The sequence below is a fragment of the Bradyrhizobium barranii subsp. barranii genome, from assembly GCF_017565645.3.
In the GTDB taxonomy this organism is placed as follows: Bacteria; Pseudomonadota; Alphaproteobacteria; order Rhizobiales; family Xanthobacteraceae; genus Bradyrhizobium; species Bradyrhizobium barranii.
The window spans coordinates 842,814-864,424 of record NZ_CP086136.1 but is presented as its reverse complement, the minus strand read 5'-3'; the positions used below and the strand labels follow the sequence as shown (position 1 = coordinate 864,424).

The window sequence follows — 21,611 nt, the reverse complement described above, 5'->3', positions numbered from 1 at the left end:
GCCGGTGGCCACATCACGGACCGCGCCACACATCCTTTGCATCGGCATTCCCGTGCGCGACCTCACCTTTCGCGTCGAGGCCGTGCCCGAGCGTGGCAGCAAGGCCAACGCCACGCATCTCGCCGAGATCTGCGGCGGCAACGCGCTCAATGCTGCGATCGCCATTGCGCGGCTCGGTGGCCGGGTCTCCTTCGCAGGCCCAATGGGCGATGCACGGGAAGCGTCGAGCGGCTTCATTCTCGAACAGATGGCTACTGAAGGCATCGACACGACGCACGTCGTGCGCATGCCCGGCCTGACCACGCCGGTCTCGGCCATCCTGATCGAGCCCTCGGGCGAACGGACGCTGACGATCTATCGCGATCCCGGTCTGTGGAGCGTGAAGCTGCCGGACGGTGACGCGCTGCTCGCCGATTGCCGGGCGGTCCTCGTCGAGAGCCGCTGCGGCGCCCTTTGCATCGATCTCTGCGCCGAGGCGCGACGGCGCGGCATTCCCGTCATCGTCGGCGTCGATCGCGCGATGTCGTTGCAGGACGGCCTGCTCACGGCCGCCTCGCACCTGCTGTTCGCCAGCGACCAGGTGCAGGAGACGGCCGGTGTCGCCGATGACGGCGAGGCATTGAAGCGCCTGGCAGGGCTGACGCCGGCCCTTCTCGCCGCCACGCGCGGCCCGCGTGGCACGATCTGGCTGGACGAGGCGGGCGAGCTGGAGGAGACACCGGCCTTCCCGGTTCAGGCGGTCGATACGCTCGGAGCCGGCGACGTCTTCCATGGCGCCTTCGCGCTTCGCCTCGCCGAAGGGGGGGAGGTGCGGGAGGCGCTGCGATTCGCCGCGGCCGCCGCAGCGCTGAAATGCACCCGCCATGGTGGCGGCATGGCCGCCCCACAACGCGTTGAAGTTGAAGAGCTTTTACGAGGCAGGCTCTAGAGAAGTTCCCCTGTTACGCCGAGATTATAGGCTTGCCGTGGAAAGATTTTCTCTATATCAGGGAAATCAGCCCCTGAAATGGAACAAAGTTCTTCAAATGACTGACCTCGCCGTCCAACTCCCCGAGACCAGCCGCCGCCTCGATGCCATCGACCGCAAGATTCTGATGGTGCTCCAGGAGGATGCCTCCCTCTCCGTCGCCGAGATCGGCGACCGCGTCGGGCTGTCCTCGACCCCCTGCTGGAAGCGCATCCAGCGCCTCGAGGCCGACGGCGTGATCCTGAAGCGGGTCGCCCTGGTCGACCAGAACAAGATCGGGCTCGGCATCTCCGTGTTCGTGTCAGTCGAGAGCGCCGACCATTCGGACGCCTGGCTGAAGAAGTTCGCCGAGGCCGTGAGCGCCATGCCCGAGGTGATGGAGTTTTACCGCATGGCCGGCGACGTCGACTACATGCTGCGCGTCGTGGTCGCCGACATGCAGGCCTATGACGTGTTCTACAAGAAGCTGATCAGCGCCGTGCCGCTGAAGAACGTCACCTCGCGCTTTGCGATGGAGAAGATCAAGTCGGTCACCGCGCTGCCGATCCCGGCGGTGGTGGCGGCTTAGGGGCTCGCCCTCGCCACACGCAAGCAGTCATCGCCCGGCCTTGACCGGGCGATCCAGTATTCCAGAGGCGGCGATTGGATACGGAGAAGCTGCGGCGTACTGGATGCCCCGGTCAAGCCGGGGCATGACAGCGGAGATTTGCGGCGCGGGTTGTGCTCCCTGATGCCCTCAAATCGTCTGATTGTACGCGCCGACTTCGGGATGCGTGCGGAGCACGCTGTTCACCATCTCGAACATGTCGTGCATGCGCTGCTCGGAGACCGGGCTCTCGACCACGACGACGAGCTCGGGCTTGTTGGAGGACGCGCGCACCAGGCCCCAGCTGCCGTCCTCGACCGTGACGCGTACGCCGTTGACGGTGACGAGATCGCGGATCGCCTGGCCGCCGATCTTTGCGCCCTTGGCCTGCAAGCCTTCAAAATGCTTCACCACCTGGTCGATGACGCCGTATTTGGTCTCGTCGGCGCAATGCGGTGACATGGTCGGCGACGACCAGGTTTTCGGCAGCGCGTTCTTCAGATCGGCCATCGACTTGCCCGGCGCGCGGTCGAGCATGTCGCAGATCGCGAGTGCCGACACCAGGCCGTCGTCGTAGCCGCGTCCATACGGCTTGTTGAAGAAGAAGTGGCCGGACTTCTCGAAGCCCGCGAGCGCACCCGTCTCGTGGGTGCGGCGCTTCATATAGGAATGGCCGGTCTTCCAATAGGCGACCTTGGCGCCCTGCTTCTGCAGCACGGGATCGGTGACGAACAGACCGGTCGACTTCACGTCGACGATGAAATGCGCGTCCTTGTGGATCGCCGACATGTCGCGGGCGAGCATCACGCCGACCTTGTCGGCAAAGATTTCCTCGCCGGTGTTGTCGACGACGCCGCAGCGATCGCCGTCACCGTCGAAGCCGAGACCGACATCGGCCTTGTGATGCAGCACCGCGTCGCGGATCGCGTGCAGCATTTCCATGTCTTCCGGATTCGGATTGTATTTCGGGAAGGTGTGGTCGAGCTCGGTGTCGAGCGGGATCACCTCGCAGCCGATCGCCTCCAGCACCTGCGGCGCGAACGCGCCGGCCGTGCCGTTGCCGCAGGCGGCGACGACCTTGAGCTTGCGGGTCAGCTTCGGACGGCCGGTGAGATCGGCGATGTAGCGCGCCGGATAATTCTCGTGGAACTGGTAGGAGCCGCCGGCCTTGTTCTTGAATTCGGCGTTGAGCACGATCTCCTTCAGCCGCGTCATCTCGTCGGGGCCGAAGGTCAGCGGGCGGTTGGCGCCCATCTTCACGCCGGTCCAGCCATTGTCGTTGTGCGAGGCCGTGACCATGGCGCAGCAGGGCACGTCGAGGTCGAACTGCGCGAAATAGGCCATCGGCGTCACCGCGAGCCCGATGTCGTGCACCTTGCAGCCCGCAGCCATCAGGCCGGAAATCAGCGCATATTTGATCGAGGCCGAATAGCCGCGGAAATCATGGCCGGTGACGATCTCCTGCTTGACGCCGAGCTCCGCAATCAGCGCGCCCAGCCCCATGCCGAGCGCCTGGATCCCCATCAGGTTGATTTCCTTCTGGAACAACCAGCGCGCGTCGTATTCGCGAAAACCCGTCGCCTTCACCATCGGCTCGGATTCGAAGGCATAGGTGTTGGGCAACAAGACGGATTTCGGCTTGGGGAACATTGAGACGGTCTCGTGAAAATGGCGGGAATTGATGCAGCCTTAGCGAATGCCGGGCCGCAGCGGAAGGCGGGAATGGCAGCTTATGGCTTATAATTGCGGCAGTTTGGTAACGGGAAAACGCGGCCCGGCGCGAGACCTCCGCCAATGCCGTCCTGAAAAAATCCGTGCGAACGACCGTTCGTCGGCGCGGTGAGCGCCTTTGAGGCGGCTTACTGCTCCAGCACCATCTGACCGTTGGCGTATTCGAAGCGCTTGAGGCGGGACAGGAAGGAGAGGCCGAGCAGGTTCTCCGACAGAGCCTCGTCCGGCAGCACCATGGCGTCAACGTCGCGCACGACGAGGCCGCCGACCTCGAGCATGGCGATGCGCGTGCGCGCCGCCTTGATGGTGCCGTTGGCGGTCGAGACGGTGGCGTTGTACTCGCCGCGCGAGGGACGCAGGCCAAAGCGGGCGGCCGAACTCTCGTTCAGCGCGACCACGGAGGCGCCGGTGTCGATCATGAAGCCGATCCGTTGGCCCTCGATGCGGCCTTCGGCCTGAAAATGGCCACGGCCATCGCGGGAGATGGCGAGGCTGCGCCCACCGGCCGGCGCCGTCGCAGCAACCGCAATCGTCGTGCGCGGCGCTGACGTCGCGGAGGCGGAACTCATCCTGTCCGCCATCTGCGCCATGAACGTGCCGAGGCCGATCATGATGGCCGCGAGGATCACTATGTTACGCATCACACCACTTCCGAGCCGGAAAGCTCGATTTCACCACGCGACACGTCTGGCCGCGAGCGACGCTGCGGTCAGAGCGTCGCTATTTTGACGAAAAGGATGAGCGGAGGGTTAATACGCCTTTGTGGCTTCTCAGGTCCCGCGCGGCTTGACCCGCCGGGTCGGCAGCGCACTCGCCGGATCCTCCGGCCAGGGATGGCGCGGGTAGCGGCCGCGCAGGTCGGAGCGCACGGCGGCGTAGCTGCCGCGCCAGAAACCAGGGAGGTCGCGCGTCACCTGCACCGGGCGTTGCGCCGGCGACAGCAATTCCAGCACCAGCGGCACCTTGCCGGCGGCGATCGACGGATGGGTGTTGAGCCCGAACAATTCCTGGAGCCGCACCGCAATGGTCGGCCCCTGCTCGGCCTCGTAGTCGATCGCGAGCACGCTGCCGGTCGGCGCCTCGAAATGCGTCGGCGCCTCGCGATCGAGCCTTGCGCGCATCTCCCAGGGCAGCAGCGCCATCAGCGCGTCGGAGAGATCGCCGGCCGAGATGTCCTTCAGTGCGATCTTGTCGTAGAGTGCCGGCACCAGCCAGTCGTCGCGCCGCGCGATCAGTCCGTCGTCGGACAAATCGGGCCAGCTGTCGCCCTCGGCCTTGCGCAGAAACATCACGCGGTCGCGCCACTGCTTTGCGGCCTTCGACCAGGGCAACCGGTCGAGACCTGCGGCAATCAGCCCATCTGCGAAGATGCGCGCGGTCTCCTCCGAAGGCGACACCGCGAGTGTTGCCTCAGACAATGTGATCGCATGCAGTGCGCGCTTGCGCCGCGCACGCAGCGCCATCGCGCCACGATCGAAGGAGATCTCGTCGACGGTCTCGATATGCTCGGCGAAATGCCGCTCGATGTCGTCCTCGCTGATCGGCGCTGCCAGCAGAACGCGGCCGCTCGCCGCCGTGCCCGTCATCTCGCCGATCGCGATGTAGGGCGCGCGGGCGAGCGACGAGGTCTGCTCCACCGCGGCGCCGCGACCATTGGCGAGCACGAAGGTGCCATTGCCGCGATTGCGCGCGACGCGGTCCGGGAAGGCGTAGGCGAGCATCAGGCCGGTCGAGAGATCATCCTGTCCGGTTGCGGCCTTCTCCGACGCCGCCACCTGCGAAGCCCAGCGCCGCGCGAGATCGCGCGCGCTCGCGGCGCGCGGCGAGCGATCGCGGCGGAACTGATCGCGCCGGTACTCGAGATCGACGCTGTCGCCGCCGAGCCCGCGCTCGGTGATGATGGCCGCGATCTCGGCGGCGGCTTCGCCGCTGCCCACGCGATGCGAATCCACGATCATGCGCGCCAGCCGCGGCGGCAGCGCCAGCGCGCGCAGGCTTTTGCCTTCGGCGGTGATGCGGCCGTCGCCATCGAGCGCGTTGAGCTCGGAGAGAAGGCTTTTCGCCTCTTTCCAGGCCGGCAGCGGCGGCGGATCGAGGAATGACAGCGCCGAAGGATCGGCGACGCCCCATTGCGCGAGGTCGAGCACCAGCGAGGAGAGGTCGGCGCTGAGGATCTCCGGCTGGGTGTACGGCGCGAGCGAGGCCGTCTGCGGCTCGTCCCAGAGCCGGTAGCAGACGCCCGGTTCGGTGCGGCCGGCGCGGCCGCGGCGCTGGTCCACCGCCGCACGCGCAGCGCGCACGGTCTCGAGCCGCGTCAGCCCGATGTCGGGCTCGTAGCGCGGCACGCGGGCGAGACCGGAATCGACCACGATGCGCACGCCCTCGATGGTGAGCGAGGTCTCCGCGATCGAGGTCGCCAGCACCACCTTGCGCGTGCCTTTCGGCGCGGGCGCGATCGCGCGGTCCTGCACGGCAGCGTCGAGTGCGCCGAACAGCGGCACGATCTCGATACTGGCATCCTGGACGCGTTCGCTGAGGAAATTCTGGGTGCGGCGGATTTCGGCGGCGCCGGGCAGGAATGCCAGCACCGAGCCGCTGTCGGCGCGTAGCGCGGACGCGATCGCATCCGCCATCTGCCGCTCGACCGGCGCATCCGCCTTGCGGCCGAGATAGCGCGTCTCGACCGGAAAGGCGCGGCCCTCGCTCTCGACAACGGGCGCTTCCCCGAGCAGCTTTGCCACGCGGGCGCCGTCGAGCGTTGCCGACATCACGAGGATGCGCAGATCCTCGCGCAGGCCGGTTTGCGCGTCGCGCGCCAGCGCGAGGCCCATGTCGGCATCGAGCGAGCGCTCGTGGAATTCGTCGAACAGGACGGCCGCGATGCCGGAGAGCTCGGGATCGTCGAGGATCTGGCGGGTGAAGATCCCCTCGGTCACCACCTCGATGCGCGTCGCGCGCGAGATCTTCGAGCCGAAGCGGACGCGGTAGCCGACGGTTTCACCGGCCCGCTCTCGAAGCGACTTGGCCATGCGCTCGGCACTCGCCCGCGCAGCGATACGCCGCGGCTCCAGCACGATGATCTTCTTGCCCGCGGCCCAGGGCGCATCCAGCAGCGCCAGCGGCACCCGCGTGGTCTTGCCGGCACCGGGCGGCGCCACCAGCACGGCCGAATTATGCGCCTCCAGCGTGCGCGAGAGGTCGTCGAGCACGGCATCGATCGGGAGGGGCGTGTCGAAGCTGCGGGGCAAGGCCTATCCATTCGTCATGCCCGGCCTTGTGCCGGGCATCCACGTCTTCGACTAGAAACAGACGTGGATGGCCGGGACAAGCCCGGCCATGACGAAATCGTTGCGGCAGTGGACCGTCAGCCCTGCACCGGCGGTCGGCCGATGCTCTCGTAGGTGAAGCCGGCGGCTTCCATGTCTTCGGGACGGTAGACGTTGCGGAGATCGACCACGACGGGCTGGGTCATGACCGCCTTCAGCCGGCCGAGATCGAGCGCGCGGAACTGCACCCATTCGGTGACGATGACGAGCGCATCGGCGCCTTGCGCGCAGGAATAGGCGTCCTCGCAATAGGTGATGTTCGGCAGCTCGCCCTTGGCCTGCTCCATGCCGACAGGATCGAAGGCCTTGACCGTCGCGCCCATGTCGATCAGGCCGGTGACGAGCGGGATCGACGGCGCATCGCGCATGTCGTCGGTGTCGGGCTTGAAGGTGAGGCCGAGCACGGCGATGGTCTTGCCGCGTAGCGAGCCGCCGAGCGCCTGGCTGACCTTGCGCGCCATCGCGCGCTTGCGGTTCTCGTTGACGGCCAGCACGGCTTCGACGATGCGCAAGCTCACGTCATAGTCCTGCGCGATCTTGATCAGCGCCTTGGTGTCCTTCGGGAAGCAGGAGCCGCCGAAGCCGGGCCCCGCGTGCAGGAACTTGGTGCCGATGCGGTTGTCGAGGCCGATGCCGCGCGCGACTTCCTGCACGTCGGCGCCGACCTTTTCCGAGAGATCGGCGATCTCGTTGATGAAGGTGATCTTGGTCGCGAGGAACGCGTTCGCGGCGTATTTGATCATTTCGGCGGTGCGGCGCGCCGTGAACATCAGCGGGGCCTGGTTCAGCGACAGCGGGCGATAGACGTCGCCCATCACCTTGCGGCCGCGCTCGTCGGAGGTGCCGACGACGACGCGATCGGGGTACTTGAAGTCGCGGATTGCCGCGCCCTCGCGCAGGAATTCGGGGTTGGAGGCGACGACGACGTCGGCCGCAGGGTTGGTCTCGCGGATGATGCGCTCGACCTCGTCGCCGGTGCCGACCGGGACGGTCGACTTGGTCACGACGACGGTGAAGCCCGACAGCGACTGCGCGATCTCGCGCGCGGCGGCGTAGACATAGGAGAGATCAGCGTGACCGTCGCCGCGGCGCGAGGGCGTGCCGACCGCGATGAAGACGGCATCGGCGTCCGCGACCGGCTTCGACAAATCGGTGGTGAAGTCGAGCCGCTTGGCCTTCACATTGGTCGCGACCAGCTCGTCGAGGCCGGGCTCGTAGATCGGGATCTCGCCGCGATGAAGCGCCGCGATCTTCTTCTCGTCCTTGTCGACGCAGGTGACGTCGTGACCGAAATCCGCAAAGCAGGCTCCGGACACCAGTCCCACATAGCCCGTTCCGATCATCGCGATTCGCATGAAAAACCCTGTTCCAGCTTGGTTAACGAAACCCCAACTTGAGCGGTTTAGCATTTTCCTGAGGGGAGAGAACAGCCCGGATGCAAAAACCGGCACGCGAATTGTACCGGTAAAGAAACCTTAAACCGCAAGGCTTCACACTGCGCCACGTCCGCACAGAGCCGGGCGGACCGCGCCTCGAAACGGGACACCATGGCACTATCAGGCACAATCGCCGCGAGCGGGCTTTCCAAGGCCCCCTCGCCCGCACGTGTCGACTGGGTCGACTATGCCAAGGGCATCTGCATCGTCATGGTCGTGATGATGCACTCGGTGCTGGGGGTGGAGATCGCGGCCGGCCAGACCGGTTTCATGCATGTCGCCGTGGCCTTCGCAAAGCCGTTCCGGATGCCGGACTTCTTCCTGATTTCGGGCCTGTTCCTGCCCTTGGTGATCGATCGGGACTGGCGAACCTATCTCGACCGCAAGGTGGTGCATTTCGCCTATTTCTATGTCGTCTGGGTGACAATCCAGTTCGGCTTCAAGGCACCGGCATTCGCGGCGGAGACGAGCTGGCGCGAGGCCGGCCTGCTGTATCTGGAATCCTTCGTCGAACCGTTCGGCACGCTCTGGTTCATCTACCTGCTGCCGATCTTCTTCGTCGTCACAAAACTGACACGGCGAGTCCCGCCGCTGGCGATCTGGCTCATCGCTGCCGCGCTGGAGACGGCGCGCATCTCGACCGGCTGGACCGCGATCGACGAATTCTGCGCGCGCTTCGTCTATTTCTATTCGGGATATCTGTTCGCACCATACGTGTTCGCGCTGTCCGATCGCGCGCGCAACCATCCCGCACTCGCGCTGGCGGCGCTCGCGACCTGGGCGCTGGTCAATGCCGGCCTCGTCGCGCTCGGCGCCAGCGAATGGAAGATCGTCTCGCTCGCGCTCGGCTTCGCCGGCGCCTGCGCCATCATCACGATGGGCACGCTGCTCGCGCGCGCACAGTGGTTGAACTTCTTCCGCTTCTGCGGCGAGCATTCGATCGTGATCTACCTCGCCTTCTTCCTGCCGATGGCGGCGACACGAACGCTGCTGCTGCGCACCGGCGTCATTGCCGACATCGGCACGGTATCGCTGATCGTCACCATCGTTGGCGTGCTCGGGTCGCTCGCGATCTGGTACGTCGCATTGCGGCTCAATGCCCGCTTCCTGTTCGAACGGCCGCAGACGTTCTGGATCGCGCCGAAGAAGGCCGGGCCAGTGTTGCAGGCGGCGGAGTAGCCGCCCTCTCGGTGTCGTCGCCCGGCTCGACCGGGCGACCCAGTACGCCGAGACGCCAGTGATCGAGCCGAGAAGCCGCGGCGTACTGGTTTCCCCGCCTTCGCGGGGAATGACAGCGGGGATGTGGGGAACGACGGTGGGGATAGCGGCACCAGCGGCCCAAAAATCCCCCGCTCAAGGCTGTCAAAGCCCGCAAAAATTCATACATTGCGGCCATGCCCAAAAGCTCCCCAACGACATCCCCGAAGACCGCCGCCAAAGCCGACACCAAACCCGCTGCTGACAAGCCTGCTGCCAAACCGGTCGCGGCGAAGGTGGCCGGCAAGGGCGACCACATCTTCCTGGTCGACGGTTCCGGCTACATCTTTCGCGCCTATCACGCGCTGCCGCCGCTGAACCGCAAGTCCGACGGCTTGCAGGTCAATGCCGTGCTCGGCTTCTGCAACATGCTGTGGAAGCTGTTGCGCGACATGCCCGCGGACAACCGCCCGACGCATCTGGCGATCGTGTTCGACAAGTCGGAAGTCACGTTCCGCAACAAGATCTATCCCGAGTACAAGGCGCACCGGCCGCCCGCGCCCGATGATCTGATCCCGCAATTCGCGCTGATCCGCGAAGCCGTGCGCGCCTTCGATTTGCCCTGCCTGGAACAGGGCGGCTTCGAGGCCGACGATTTGATCGCGACCTATGCGCGGCAGGCCAGCGATCGCGGCGCCCACACGACCATCGTGTCCTCCGACAAGGATCTGATGCAGCTCGTGAACGACAAGATCATGATGTACGACACCATGAAGGATCGCCGTATCGGCATTCCCGAGGTGATCGAGAAGTTCGGCGTGCCGCCGGAGAAAGTCGTCGAAGTGCAGGCGCTGGCCGGCGATTCCACCGACAACGTGCCCGGTGTGCCCGGCATCGGCATCAAGACCGCGGCGCAGCTGATCGTCGAGTATGGCGACCTCGAACAGCTTCTGTTCCGCGCCACCGAGATCAAGCAGCCGAAGCGGCGCGAGGCGCTGATCGAGAATGCCGAGAAGGCGCGGATCTCGCGCAAGCTGGTGCTGCTTGACGACAAGGTCGAACTCGAGGTGCCGCTGGACGACCTCGCGGTGCACGAGCCCGACGCGCGCAAGCTGATTGCCTTCCTGAAGGCGATGGAATTCACCACGCTGACGCGCCGCGTCGCCGACTATTCGCAGATCGATCCCGCCAATGTCGATGCCGATGCGTCGAACAGCAGCGGCGCCAGGGCCGGCGGCGACGCGGCCAGGGCAAAAACGTCAGAGACCTCCGGCGATCTTTTCGCCGCTCCAGCCGCGACCGCAACAGGCGGCGACAAGAGCGACAAGTCGGCCGGTCTCAAGGGCTCGCCGATTTCACTGGCTACCGCGCGCGAAGAGGCGCTGCGCAAGCTGCCGGTCGACCGCGGCAAATACCAGGCGATCAAGACGCTCAAGGAGCTCAACGCCTTCGCCGCGCGCATCCATGACACCGGTCATGTCGCGATCGAGACGAGAGCCAACTCCATCGATCCGATGCAGGCCGATCTGTGCGGCATCGCGCTGGCGCTGGCGCCGAACGAGGCCTGCTACGTGCCGCTCGCGCACAAGCAGTCCGGTGGCGGCGCCGGTCTGTTCGACGCGGGCCTCGCGCCGGACCAGGTCAAGCATGCCGACGCGATCGAAGCACTGCGGCCGGTGCTGGAATCGGCGGGCATTCTCAAGATCGGCTTCGACGTCAAGTTCACCGCCGTGATGCTGGCGCAGCACGGCATCACGCTGCGCAACGCCGACGATGCGCAGCTGATCTCCTATGTGCTCGATGCCGGCCGCGGCTCGCACGCGATCGAAGCGCTCGCGGAGCGCTGGTTCGGCCACGCCATGCTGAAGGAGAGCGAGTTGCTCGGCAGCGGTAAGGGCAAGATCACCTTCGACCAGGTGCCGATCGACAAGGCCGCACCGCTGTCGGCGGAAGGCGCCGACATGGCCTTGCGCGTGTGGCGCGTGCTGAAGCCGCGCCTCGTCGCCGAGCACATGACCGCCGTTTACGAGACGCTGGAGCGGCCGCTGGTGTCGGTGCTCGCGCGCATGGAGCGGCGCGGCATCTCGATCGACCGCCAGGTCTTGTCGCGGCTATCAGGCGACTTCGCCCAGACCGCGGCGCGCGTCGAAGCCGAGATCCAGGAGATCGCGGGCGAGCCCGTCAATGTCGGCAGCCCCAAGCAGATTGGCGACATCCTGTTCGGAAAGATGGGACTGTCCGGCGGCACCAAGACCAAGACTGGCGCGTGGTCGACGACCGCGCAGGTGCTCGACGAGCTTGCCGAGCAGGGCCACGACTTCCCGAAGAAGATCCTGGAGTGGCGCCAGGTTTCGAAACTGAAATCGACCTACACCGACGCGCTGCCGACCTACGTCAACCCGCAAACCCATCGCGTCCACACCACCTACGCGCTGGCCGCGACCACGACGGGCCGGCTGTCGTCGAACGAGCCGAATCTGCAGAATATTCCGGTGCGCACCGAGGACGGGCGAAAGATCCGCCGCGCCTTCATCGCGACACCGGGACATAAGCTCGTCTCCGCCGACTATTCGCAGATCGAGCTGCGGCTGCTCGCCGAGATCGCCGACATTCCCGTCCTCAAGCAGGCGTTCAAGGACGGGCTCGACATTCACGCGATGACGGCCTCCGAAATGTTCGGCGTGCCGATCGAGGGCATGCCGAGCGAAATCCGGCGCCGCGCCAAGGCGATCAATTTCGGCATCATTTACGGCATCTCGGCATTCGGCCTCGCCAACCAGCTCGGCATCGCGCGCGAGGAAGCCTCCGCCTACATCAAGAAGTATTTCGAGCGCTTCCCCGGTATCCGCGCCTACATGGACGAGACGCGCGACTTCTGCCGGAGCAATGGCTATGTCACCACGCTGTTCGGCCGGAAGATGTACTATCCCGACATCAAAGCTTCGAACGCCTCGGTGCGCGCCTTCAACGAGCGCGCCGCGATCAACGCGCGGCTCCAGGGCACCGCCGCCGACATCATCCGCCGCGCCATGACGCGGATGGAGGATGCCCTGGCCCAGAAGAAGCTGTCGGCACAGATGCTGCTCCAGGTGCACGACGAACTGATTTTTGAGGTGCCTGACGCCGAGGTCGCGGCGACGCTGCCGGTGGTGCAGCACGTGATGCAGGACGCGCCGTTCCCGGCCGTGAACCTGTCGGTGCCGCTGCATGTCGATGCGCGCGCGGCGAAGAATTGGGACGAGGCGCACTGATGTCTCCACCAGCACGGTGTCGTCCCGGCGAACGCCGGGACCCATAACCACAGGATCGAGTTAGGCGAAGATTGCCCATGACGATCCAGCCTCAAACTCCTCCCTGGGGGTATGGGTCCCCGCTTTCGCGGGGACGACGTTGGGGTGAGATGCGGGACTCGAATTGTCCTCCGTGCAATTGCGCGATGGCTCCGCCGTCGCGCGCATATTAGAACCGTGCCGTCTCCCACGCCGGTTCACGCATGCCCCATACTTCCGCCCTGCTCGGCTTCGCCCTCGTCTGCCTTGGTCTCGTGCTCACGCCGGGGCCGAACATGATCTATCTGATCTCGCGCTCGATCACGCAGGGGCCGGCGGCGGGCATCGTCTCGCTCGGCGGGGTGGCACTCGGCTTCGTGTTCTACATGCTGTGCGCGGCGTTCGGCATCACCGCGCTCTTGCTCGCCATTCCCTTTGCCTATGACGCGCTGCGCTTCGCCGGCGCGGGCTATCTGCTGTGGCTGGCCTGGCAGGCGGTGAAGCCGGGCGGACGTTCGCCGTTCCAGGTCAAGCAGCTTGCGATCGACAGCCCGCGCAAATTGTTCGCGATGGGTTTTGTCACCAATCTGCTCAATCCGAAGATCGCGATGCTGTATCTGGCACTACTGCCGCAGTTCATCGATCCCACCGCCGGCAGCGTGCTGACACAGTCGGTGGTGTTGGGGGCGATCCAGATCGCGATCAGCGTCAGCGTGAATGCGATGATCGCACTCGCGGCTGGATCGATCGCGCTGTTCCTCGCGAGCCGGCCGAGCTGGATGCTGGTGCAGCGCTGGCTGATGGGCACGGTGCTGGCCGGGCTTGCGGTGCGGATGGCGGTGGAAGCGAAGAAGGTGTGATTATTTTTCTTCCTTCTCCCCTTGTGGGAGAAGCTGGCGCGAAGCGCCGGATGAGGGGTCTTTCTCCGCGCATTCGAAGACAGCTGGACTCGCGGAGACAGACCCCTCACCCGTCTCGCCGCTGCGCGGCGAGCCACCTTCCCCCACAAGGGGGGAGGGAAAAAGGCCCCTCAATCCAGCTTCGCGTCCATGCCCCGCTTCACCGCGGGACGGGCCATCAGCGCCTCATACCAGCGCTTGACGTTGGGAAAATCGGCCAGCTCAACCTTGTGGCGAGGGTGGCGCCAGGCCCAGCCCAGGATGGCAAAATCGGCAACCGAGAGGTCGCCGGCGACGAAGTCGTGGGCCTCCAACCGGCGGTCCAGCACGCCGTAGAGCCGGCGCGTCTCCGCCATGTAGCGCTTCAGGCCATAGGCGCGATCCTGCTCGTTCTCGAGCGCGATGAAATGGTGCACCTGGCCGGGCATCGGGCCGAAGCCGCCCATCTGCCACATCAGCCATTCATAGACGGGGATGCGCTCCGAGAGCGATTTCGGCAGGAATTTGCCGGTCTTTTCGCCGAGATAGAGCAGGATCGCACCGGACTCGAAGATGCTGACGGGCTTGCCGTCCGGGCCCTCGGGGTCGACGATCGCCGGGATCTTGTTGTTGGGGCTGAGCTTCAGGAAGCCCGGCGCCATCTGCTCGCCCTTGGTGATGTTCACCGGCACCACCTTGTAAGGCAGCCCCATTTCCTCCAATGCGACCGAGATCTTGCGGCCGTTCGGCGTGTTCCAGGTGTGCAGCTCGATGGTCATTCAGGCATTTCCTTCCCCGAGATATCTGGCATCCAACTACTCCAGAAGGTTGCACCCCCACAACTGGCGGACCGGGATGGCCGATCCCTGTTGACTCGACCGGTCCCCTCTGGAATGTCGCGGCCGTCGCGGATAAATTCCGCCACCTCCAAAAAGCCCCGAGGGACCGCCGTGTCGAAATCTGCCTCCCGCGCCCGCCTGTTCGAAATCATCCGCCGGCGCTCCTTCGGCCGCGGTGACGTCACGCTCGCGTCGGGCCGCAAGAGCGATTTCTACTTCAACCTCAAGCCGACCATGCTCGACCCCGAGGGCGCGACGCTGCTCGCCGAGCTGACCTATGAGGCGCTGAAGGACGACCAGCTCGACTTCATCGGCGGGCTCGAGATGGGCGCGGTGCCGCTGGCCGGCGCGCTGGCGCAGATCTCCTGGATCAAGGGCCATCCAATCGCGGCGTTCTTCGTGCGCAAGAAGCCGAAGGAGCACGGCGCGAAGCTCGCGATCGAAGGTCTGCCCAAGGGCGAGACGCTCGAAGGCAAGCGCGTCGTGATCGTCGAGGACGTCACCACCACGGGCGGCTCGGCGATGAAGGCGGTGGAATCCGTGCGCGAGACCGGCGCCGAAGTGGTGCTGGTGCTGACCATGGTCGACCGCGAGGAAGGCGCCACCGACACGTTTGGCGCGGCCGGCCTGCCGTTCCGCTCGCTGTACAAGGCGTCGGAGTTCCTGAAGGCTTAAGGCCGCGAGACAGTCCGTCCATGCCCGGGCGTTGCCCGGAAGCAACCATCCGCCGGAAGCTGTGCCCGGCCTTGAAGAGGTCACGGCCTCGACTTGAAATCGCCTCCGCTCAACTGCTCATTTACCATCCAGCACTATGGTGAATCATGTGCCGAGACCTCGGAAGGTTCCGGCCGGTTCAGTAGCGTCGGAGTGAGCATTGCGTACAGCCTTGTCCCATGCGCGTCGCGCGATGCTTGTGGCCGCCAGCCTGGCGGCCCCGCTGCTTGCGGCTCCAGTCCCGGCTTCGGCCGAAGGCCTGTTCGACTTCTTCTTCGGCGGAATGCAGCGGCCCCGGCCGCAGCGTGAGGTTCCGCAGCAGTCGAACTCCTTTGCCGATCCCTTCGCCAGCCAGCAGAATCCCGCAAACCCGCAATATGTGCCCCCGACACGCGCGGCGGCGGCCGGCGGCTCCGGCCCGGCCTTCTGCGTGCGCACCTGCGACGGCAAATATTTTCCGCTGATGCGCGGCCTCGCCTCGCCCGCTCAGATGTGTCAGGCGTTCTGTCCTGCCACCACGACAAAGGTCTATTTCGGCTCTTCGATCGACGGCGCCGCTTCGCAAACCGGCGAACGCTACGCCGACAGCGAAAACGCGTTCGCCTATCGCAAGGCGCTGCGCGCCGACTGCACCTGCAACGGCCGCGAGCCGGTCGGCCTCGCCCCGGTCGATCTCGCGCTGGATTCCTCGCTGAAAGCCGGCGACGTGATCGCGACCAGCGACGGCCTCGTCGCCTATACGGGCATCCGCGTCGGCAATGACCAGGCTGCGGACTTCACGCCGGTTGCCTCCTACCCCGGCCTCACCGCGCAGGTTCGCGCGCGGCTCGGCGAGATGAAGGTGGCCCCGGTGCGCGCGGAGACGGTCGCGGCAGATGCGCCGGCCTCAGTCGAGATCGTGCGCGAGGCGCTGCCTGACGTGACGGTGCCGAAGACCCCTGCACAGAAGCCGGCGAAGCGGGCGGGGCTGGACTAAGCCCCAACTGAATCAAAGTCGTCATTGCGAGCGCAGCGAAGCAATCCAGTCTGTCACCGCGAACAGATTATGGATTGCTTCGCTACGCTCGCAGTGACGGAGAGTGCTGCGTCATCTCCCGATGATCACCCCGATCACGTTCGGGGCCGCCAGATATTTCTCCTCGATCGCCGCACGCGCGGCGGCGCGGTTTTCCTGAGTCAACAGGCCGCGCTTCTCGGCCAGGATCATCCAGCAGAAGCCCCACCAGTCGGTGAGCATGCCCGCCTCGCCGATGAGATCGTAACCCTGCTCGGCTGCGAAGATGCGCGCATGCGCTTCGTCCAGCGTGTCGAGGAACAGATGATCCTCGACCGAGAACAGATCGTCGCTGACGTCGTCGATGGTGTAGCCCCAGATCGACTGGCACACCGCGTTGAACTCGCGGTCGAACTGGTCGTCATCGACCGCGTAGCGCCGCGCGGCCTGATGCAGCCGCGACAGCGAGCGCGCGAAATCGGCGATCCGAGTGAGGGCAAATTGATCGAAGGCGATGGTGGACATGTAGTCCTCGCAAAGTCTGACGGACGCTAGATATTGTGTCGGCAACGCGCCGAATCACAATGATATATCAAAGACTTGCTAAATTGTTCTTAATTTGTTCCGGAACAGGGGACAAAGTCCGACTGGCGGAATCGAAAGGGGCCGCCTCGCAGCGACCCCTTTGCCGGTTGCAATCGTGTTCGGGATGAAATCCAGCCCCGGCAATTGGCAAGTTAGAGGTACCTATGAACTTAGGCGATTCCGGATAAGTACTGGACGTAGTCCTGTCCTATTTTCCTTTGGCGGGCCCGATGAATCCGGTTGGCACGAGGCCGGGATCTCAACAACAGCGCGAGGCCGCAATGGCGTGGACGCGGCGGTCACCGAGCAGATGGGCGACAAAGCCATTGCTGGGAAAGATCTTTGCGAACGCGGCATCGCGGATGCTGAGACCGCCGGCATAGGCGCCGAAGGCGGGCATCACGGCGCGCATCCCATCGCTGGCGAAGCAGCGGCGTTCCATCGAGCGGCCGCGTGCGGAGACGCGCGCCTTCGGATGCAGATGTCCGGCGATCTCGCCGCGCGCACCTGTTGGCTCATGGCGGAAGGTGATCGGACCGATCGCGACTTCGTCGGCGACGGTCCCGCCCAGATCGCGCGGCAGCATCGGATCGTGATTGCCCGAGATCCAGATCCAGTCGCGGCCAGTCTGGAGCGCGGCAACAGCATCGCGATCGTCGGACGACAACCGCTCATGCGCGGTTCGGTCGTGAAAACTGTCGCCGAGCGCGACAACCGTTCGGGGATTATGGCGGGAGATGACAGCAGCGAGACGGCTCAGCGTTGCCAACGTATCGTAAGGCGGCAGCAGCACGCCACGCGTGGCGAAGCTGGACCCTTTTTCCAGATGCAGATCGGAGACGACGAGCAGGCGCTGTTCTTCCCAGAACAGCGCACCGGAGAGATCGGTTGCGAAGGTCACACCGGCGATATCCAGTGCAAGCGTTGAAGTGATCGATAGCGCCACTTGCTCCGTCATGGCCGGGCTCGTCCCGGCCATCCACGTTCTTGCCGCGGAAGCAAAGACGTGGATGCCCGGGTCAAGCCCGGGCATGACGATGTGGATGGAGTTGCGCGCACCACTGGTAAAATTCTCTACGACATCGCCTCTTTGACAAGCTCATCGGCGGCTTCCGCCAGGAGCTCGTCGCCAGCTTCGCCATAGACTGACTCGCGGCCGATTTCCAGCATCACGGGCACGGCGAGCGGCGAGACGTGATCGAGTTCCCGATGCGTGATGCGGCCCTGGATGCGGGCAAGCATGGCGCCGAGACGGCGCAGGTCAAGCAGGCCGGTAGCGGCATCAGCACGGGCGGCGCGCAGCAACACGTGATCGGCCTGGTGCTTGCGCAGGACGTCGTAGACGAGATCGGTCGAGAACAGCACCTGGCGGCGGCTCTTGTCCTCGCTGGTGAAGCGCCGCTCGATCAGGCCGGAGATCAGCGCGCAATTGCGGAAGGTGCGCTTCATCAGCGCGGATTCCGCGAGCCAGGCTTCGAGATCGTCCCCGAGCATGTCCGGGTTGAACAGCGCGTCGAGATCGAGCTGGCCGTTGCGGATCATGAAGGAGGCATCGCCAAGCCCCCAGATCGCCACCGCATATTCATTGGCGACGAAGCCGAGCGGCCGGGCGCGCATCCGCTCCAGCCGCCGCGTCAGCAGCATGCCCAGCGTCTGGTGCGCGAGCCGGCCCTCGAAGGGATAGCAAATGAGATAATGCTTGTTGCCGCGTGGAAAGGTCTCGACCAGCAGTTCGCGCACGCCGGGCACACGTGAGACGTCTTTCTGCAACGACAGCCAGTCGCGCACCTGCTCAGGCAGAGCGTTCCATGCACGGCGGTCGTCGAGCAGACGGCGCACGCGCTCGGCAAGATAGGTCGAGAGCGGAAATTTGCCGCCCATATAGGACGGCACTTTCGGGTCTTTGTCGTTGGCGCGGGAAACATAGACCTGATCCTCGGCCAACGCCTCATAGCGCACGACTTCGCCGCCGAACACAAAGGTGTCGCCGGCGGTCAGGCCCTCGATAAAATATTCCTCGATTTCGCCGAGCACGCGGCCGCCGCGCGCGATGGCGCCGGTCGAGCCGCTGCCGGTGGAGCGCCCACGAACGAGCCGCACCTTCAGCATCGGCTCCTCGACGATGGTGCCGACATTGAGACGATAGCTCTGCCGCACCTTTGGATTGGCGACGCGCCAGCGCCCCTGCTTGTCCTGCTTGATGCGGGCGAAGCGCTCGTAGGTCTTCAGCGCGTAGCCACCGGAGGCGACGAAATCGACGACGTCGTCGAAATCCTGCCGGTCGAGATCTGAGTAAGGCGCGGCCGTGAGCACCTCGCTGTAGAGATCATCGCTCAGAAACGGCTCGCCGCAGGCGCGGCCGAGCACGTGCTGGGCCAGCACGTCGAGTGCGCCGGTGCGCAAGGGTGGCGTATCCTGCGCATTCTCGGCGATCGCATCGATCGCGGCGCGGCACTCCAGCACCTCGAACCGGTTCGCCGGCACCAGCACCGCGCGCGAGGCTTCATCAAGGCGGTGATTGGCGCGGCCGATCCGCTGCATCAGACGCGAAGAGCCTTTTGGCGCACCGATATTGACGACGAGATCGACATCGCCCCAATCGACGCCGAGGTCGAGCGAAGAGGTGCAGACCACGCCGCGCAGTCTGCCCGCCGACATCGCGTCCTCGACCTTGCGGCGCTGGGCGACGTCGAGCGAGCCGTGATGCAGCGCGATCGCGAGGTTGTCGTCGTTCATGCTCCAGAGATTCTGGAACAGCATCTCGGCCTGGCTGCGGGTGTTGACGAAGACGAGCGTGGTCTTGTTCGCCTTGATCAGCTCGTAGATTTCGGGAAGCGCGTGGCGCGCGCTGTGGCCTGCCCAGGGCAGGCGTTCGCGGGTATCCAGCATCTCGACCAGCGGCGGCGCGGCACCGCCGGCGACGACAATGTCGGCGGCCGCCTCCTTCCCGCCGGGCTGCGGCACCAGGAAGCGCGCAAGCTGGTCCGGCTCGGCCACGGTCGCCGACAGGCCGATCGCGCGCAGCTGCGGCGCCAGCCGCCAGAGCCGCGCCAGACCCAGCGAAAGCAGATCGCCGCGCTTGGACGTCACCAGCGCGTGGAGCTCGTCGAGCACGATGCGCTTCAAGGAGGAGAACAGGAACGGCGCGTCGTCGGAGGAGAGCAGCAGTGCGACCTGCTCAGGCGTCGTCAGCAGGATATCGGGCGGATAGCGCCGCTGGCGCTGCCGCCGCGACACCGGCGTGTCGCCGGTGCGGGTCTCGACCTTGATCGGCAGCCCCATCTCCGCAATCGGCCGCTCGAGATTGCGGGCGATATCGACGGCGAGCGCTTTCAGCGGCGAGATGTAGAGCGTGTGCAGGCCATCGCTGCGGCGAACATCGCGGCCGGTGGAGACGAGGCTTTGCTTCGCGCCTGCGTCCCGTCCGACCGGCTGCGTCGAGAGCTCCACCAGCGTCGGCAGAAATCCCGCCAGCGTCTTGCCCGCGCCGGTGGGCGCGACCAGCAGTGCGGAACGATCCTCGCGCGCCTTGTCCAGCAGCGCGAGCTGATGCTCACGCGGCGACCAGCCGCGCGCCGCAAACCACGCCTGGAAGCGGTCGGGCAGCAGCGTGGCCGGCTCGGCCGGGATTTTGAGAATGCGGGGCGGCACGGCATCACAGGTAAGCCGTGGGGGTGGGTTCGTCGAGGGGTGGGAGGCCCCGTAGGGTGGGCAAAGCGAAGCGTGCCCACCATTCGCCCCGAGCACCGGGAGAGATGGTGGGCACGGCGCGAGTGCGCCTTTGCCCACCCTACGGCTCCCTGCCCGCACCTACTCCGACATCGGCTTGTCAGAGATGTCCCAGTCCTTGCCGCTGAAGGTGGAGATGAAGAGCGTCTTCATCGGCGTGTAGTCCTCGGGCGTGTAGCTGTAGGTGACGCCGTCGAGGAAATAGGGCGAGTGGAAGCCTGCGAGCGTGGACGCCTGCTTCAGCACGTTGGCGCGGGTGAGATCGTCGCCGCAGCGGCGCAGGATCTCGCCCATGGTGACGGCCTGGCCGTAGCCGGCAAAGGCGATGGTGTTGTCCTGATCGATCGCCGGCGTGTACTTCTTGCGCAGCTCCTCGAACGCCATCACGTCCGGGTCCTTCTCCCATTTGGGCAGGCCGACTTCCTTGTTGTAGCGGATGGCGACGATGCCGGTGGCGTTCTCGAGGCCTGCTGCGTTGAGGATCGAACGACCGGTCGAACCGGCTGACAACAATTGCAGCGGCTTCCAGCCGAGCTCGGCCACTTTGCGGATCGACTGCGACGACGCCTTGCCGGTGGAAATGTTGTAGAAGACGTCGGCGCCCGATTTCGAGAGATTGATGAGCTGGGAATCGACGGTCGGATCGGTCAGATCGTAGGTCTGCTCCATGATCACCTGCGCGGTGCCCCCGGCATCCGCCAGCACCTTCTTGAACGGACCGAGGAAGTCACGGCCGAAATCGTCGTTCTGGTAGAGAATGCCGACCTTGGCATTCGGCTTCACGCTGAGGACGTGCCGCGCCAGGATGCGCGCTTCGGTCGGATAGAGCGGCAGGCCCGCCATCGTCCATTTGAACTCTTTTGGATTGTTCCACTTGGACGCGCCGGTGTTGAGCAGCAGTTGCGGCACGCCCTTGGAATTGAGATATTTGTGCACGGAGGTCTGCGGCGCGGTGCGAGCGAGCCGTAGAGCGCGAGCACTTCCTCCTGCTCGACCAGGCGCCGCGTCGCCTCGACGCATTTCGGCGCGCTGTAGGCGTCGTCCATGGTGAGGAACTTGACCTTGCGGCCGTTGATGCCGCCCTTCTCGTTCAGCATCTGGAAATAGGCTTCGCCGATGCGGCCGAGCACGCCGTACAGCGAGCCGGGCCCGGAATGCGGCACGGTCTGGCCGATCTTGATCTCAGTGTCGCTGGCGCCCGCATCGTATTTCTTCTCCGCGGCCCAGACATACGGCGCGGGCAAGGTGGATGCGGCGATGGTTGCGAGCGCACCGGCGCTGAAATCGCGCCGCGATGGATTCTTGGTCATTATTTGTTTCTCCCTAGTGCGCGCATTGTGCTGGCAACGCAGCACGGCTC

Annotated in this window: 15 protein-coding genes and 1 pseudogene; 7 read left to right on the top strand and 9 right to left on the bottom strand. The window is 65.4% G+C overall.

All coding sequences use genetic code 11. From position 1 onward, the window contains the following. The first annotated feature begins 4 nt into the window (after positions 1–4). Both J4G43_RS04210 and J4G43_RS04205 read left to right on the top strand, forming a co-directional pair. On the top strand, positions 5–928 hold the full coding sequence (locus tag J4G43_RS04210; protein WP_208084084.1) for a sugar kinase: 924 nt from the start codon (positions 5–7) through the stop codon (positions 926–928). Between the two features lie 97 nt (positions 929–1,025). Then, entirely contained in the window at positions 1,026–1,535 is a 510-nt protein-coding gene (locus J4G43_RS04205; RefSeq protein ID WP_014491365.1) for an Lrp/AsnC family transcriptional regulator, read from the top strand. Positions 1,536–1,703: 168 nt separating this feature from the next. Here J4G43_RS04205 and J4G43_RS04200 read toward each other — a convergent pair whose 3' ends face one another. From J4G43_RS04200 to J4G43_RS04185, 4 genes are all read right to left on the bottom strand, one after another. Next, the gene (locus J4G43_RS04200; protein ID WP_085398210.1) at positions 1,704–3,203 is read right to left on the bottom strand and encodes a phosphomannomutase/phosphoglucomutase; all 1,500 of its coding nucleotides are present in this window, start codon (positions 3,201–3,203) and stop codon (positions 1,704–1,706) included. 209 nt (positions 3,204–3,412) lie between these two features. Then, a complete protein-coding gene (locus tag J4G43_RS04195) occupies positions 3,413–3,925 on the bottom strand; it encodes a TIGR02281 family clan AA aspartic protease (protein ID WP_208084083.1) in 513 nt (170 codons plus the stop codon). Between the two features lie 129 nt (positions 3,926–4,054). Beyond that, positions 4,055–6,532 carry an ATP-dependent helicase HrpB gene (gene hrpB / locus J4G43_RS04190; protein ID WP_208084082.1) on the bottom strand — a complete coding sequence of 826 codons (2,478 nt, stop codon included), beginning with the start codon at positions 6,530–6,532 and terminating at the stop codon, positions 4,055–4,057. A gap of 116 nt (positions 6,533–6,648) precedes the next feature. Beyond that, positions 6,649–7,965: a UDP-glucose dehydrogenase family protein gene (locus J4G43_RS04185; RefSeq protein ID WP_208084081.1), complete on the bottom strand. Its 1,317-nt coding sequence runs from the start codon at positions 7,963–7,965 to the stop codon at positions 6,649–6,651. Between the two features lie 192 nt (positions 7,966–8,157). Between J4G43_RS04185 and J4G43_RS04180 the strand changes: the two genes are divergently transcribed. The 3 genes from J4G43_RS04180 (at position 8,158) to J4G43_RS04170 (ending at position 13,372) form a co-directional block, all read left to right on the top strand. After that, complete coding sequence (locus J4G43_RS04180) at positions 8,158–9,225, top strand: acyltransferase family protein (protein ID WP_208084080.1); 1,068 nt, start codon at positions 8,158–8,160, stop codon at positions 9,223–9,225. 215 nt (positions 9,226–9,440) lie between these two features. After that, positions 9,441–12,494 (top strand): DNA polymerase I, encoded by a 3,054-nt coding sequence (gene polA / locus J4G43_RS04175; protein ID WP_208084079.1) that lies wholly within the window; start codon positions 9,441–9,443, stop codon positions 12,492–12,494. A 242-nt stretch (positions 12,495–12,736) separates the two neighbouring features. Beyond that, positions 12,737–13,372 (top strand): LysE family translocator, encoded by a 636-nt coding sequence (locus J4G43_RS04170; RefSeq protein WP_038933366.1) that lies wholly within the window; start codon positions 12,737–12,739, stop codon positions 13,370–13,372. 170 nt (positions 13,373–13,542) lie between these two features. On the opposite strand, the gene J4G43_RS04165 is transcribed toward J4G43_RS04170, so the two are convergent. Then, positions 13,543–14,169, bottom strand: coding sequence for a glutathione S-transferase family protein (locus tag J4G43_RS04165; RefSeq protein ID WP_039154700.1), 627 nt, complete (start codon positions 14,167–14,169; stop codon positions 13,543–13,545). A gap of 171 nt (positions 14,170–14,340) precedes the next feature. On the opposite strand from J4G43_RS04165, the gene pyrE reads away from it, so the two are divergent. Further along, positions 14,341–14,904 carry an orotate phosphoribosyltransferase gene (gene pyrE / locus J4G43_RS04160; RefSeq protein WP_014491354.1) on the top strand — a complete coding sequence of 188 codons (564 nt, stop codon included), beginning with the start codon at positions 14,341–14,343 and terminating at the stop codon, positions 14,902–14,904. 232 nt (positions 14,905–15,136) lie between these two features. Beyond that, a complete protein-coding gene (locus tag J4G43_RS04155) occupies positions 15,137–15,919 on the top strand; it encodes a DUF2865 domain-containing protein (protein ID WP_208089241.1) in 783 nt (260 codons plus the stop codon). A 111-nt stretch (positions 15,920–16,030) separates the two neighbouring features. Here J4G43_RS04155 and J4G43_RS04150 read toward each other — a convergent pair whose 3' ends face one another. The 4 genes and pseudogenes from J4G43_RS04150 to J4G43_RS04135 form a co-directional block, all read right to left on the bottom strand. Further along, positions 16,031–16,462 (bottom strand): hypothetical protein, encoded by a 432-nt coding sequence (locus J4G43_RS04150; RefSeq protein WP_028154160.1) that lies wholly within the window; start codon positions 16,460–16,462, stop codon positions 16,031–16,033. Positions 16,463–16,781: 319 nt separating this feature from the next. Beyond that, on the bottom strand, positions 16,782–17,480 hold the full coding sequence (gene pdeM, locus J4G43_RS04145; RefSeq protein WP_208084078.1) for a ligase-associated DNA damage response endonuclease PdeM: 699 nt from the start codon (positions 17,478–17,480) through the stop codon (positions 16,782–16,784). A 116-nt stretch (positions 17,481–17,596) separates the two neighbouring features. After that, the gene (locus J4G43_RS04140) at positions 17,597–20,173 is read right to left on the bottom strand and encodes a ligase-associated DNA damage response DEXH box helicase (protein ID WP_208084077.1); all 2,577 of its coding nucleotides are present in this window, start codon (positions 20,171–20,173) and stop codon (positions 17,597–17,599) included. Between the two features lie 159 nt (positions 20,174–20,332). Next, positions 20,333–21,561 (bottom strand): annotated as a pseudogene (locus J4G43_RS04135) (ABC transporter substrate-binding protein). Positions 21,562–21,611 lie beyond the last annotated feature (50 nt).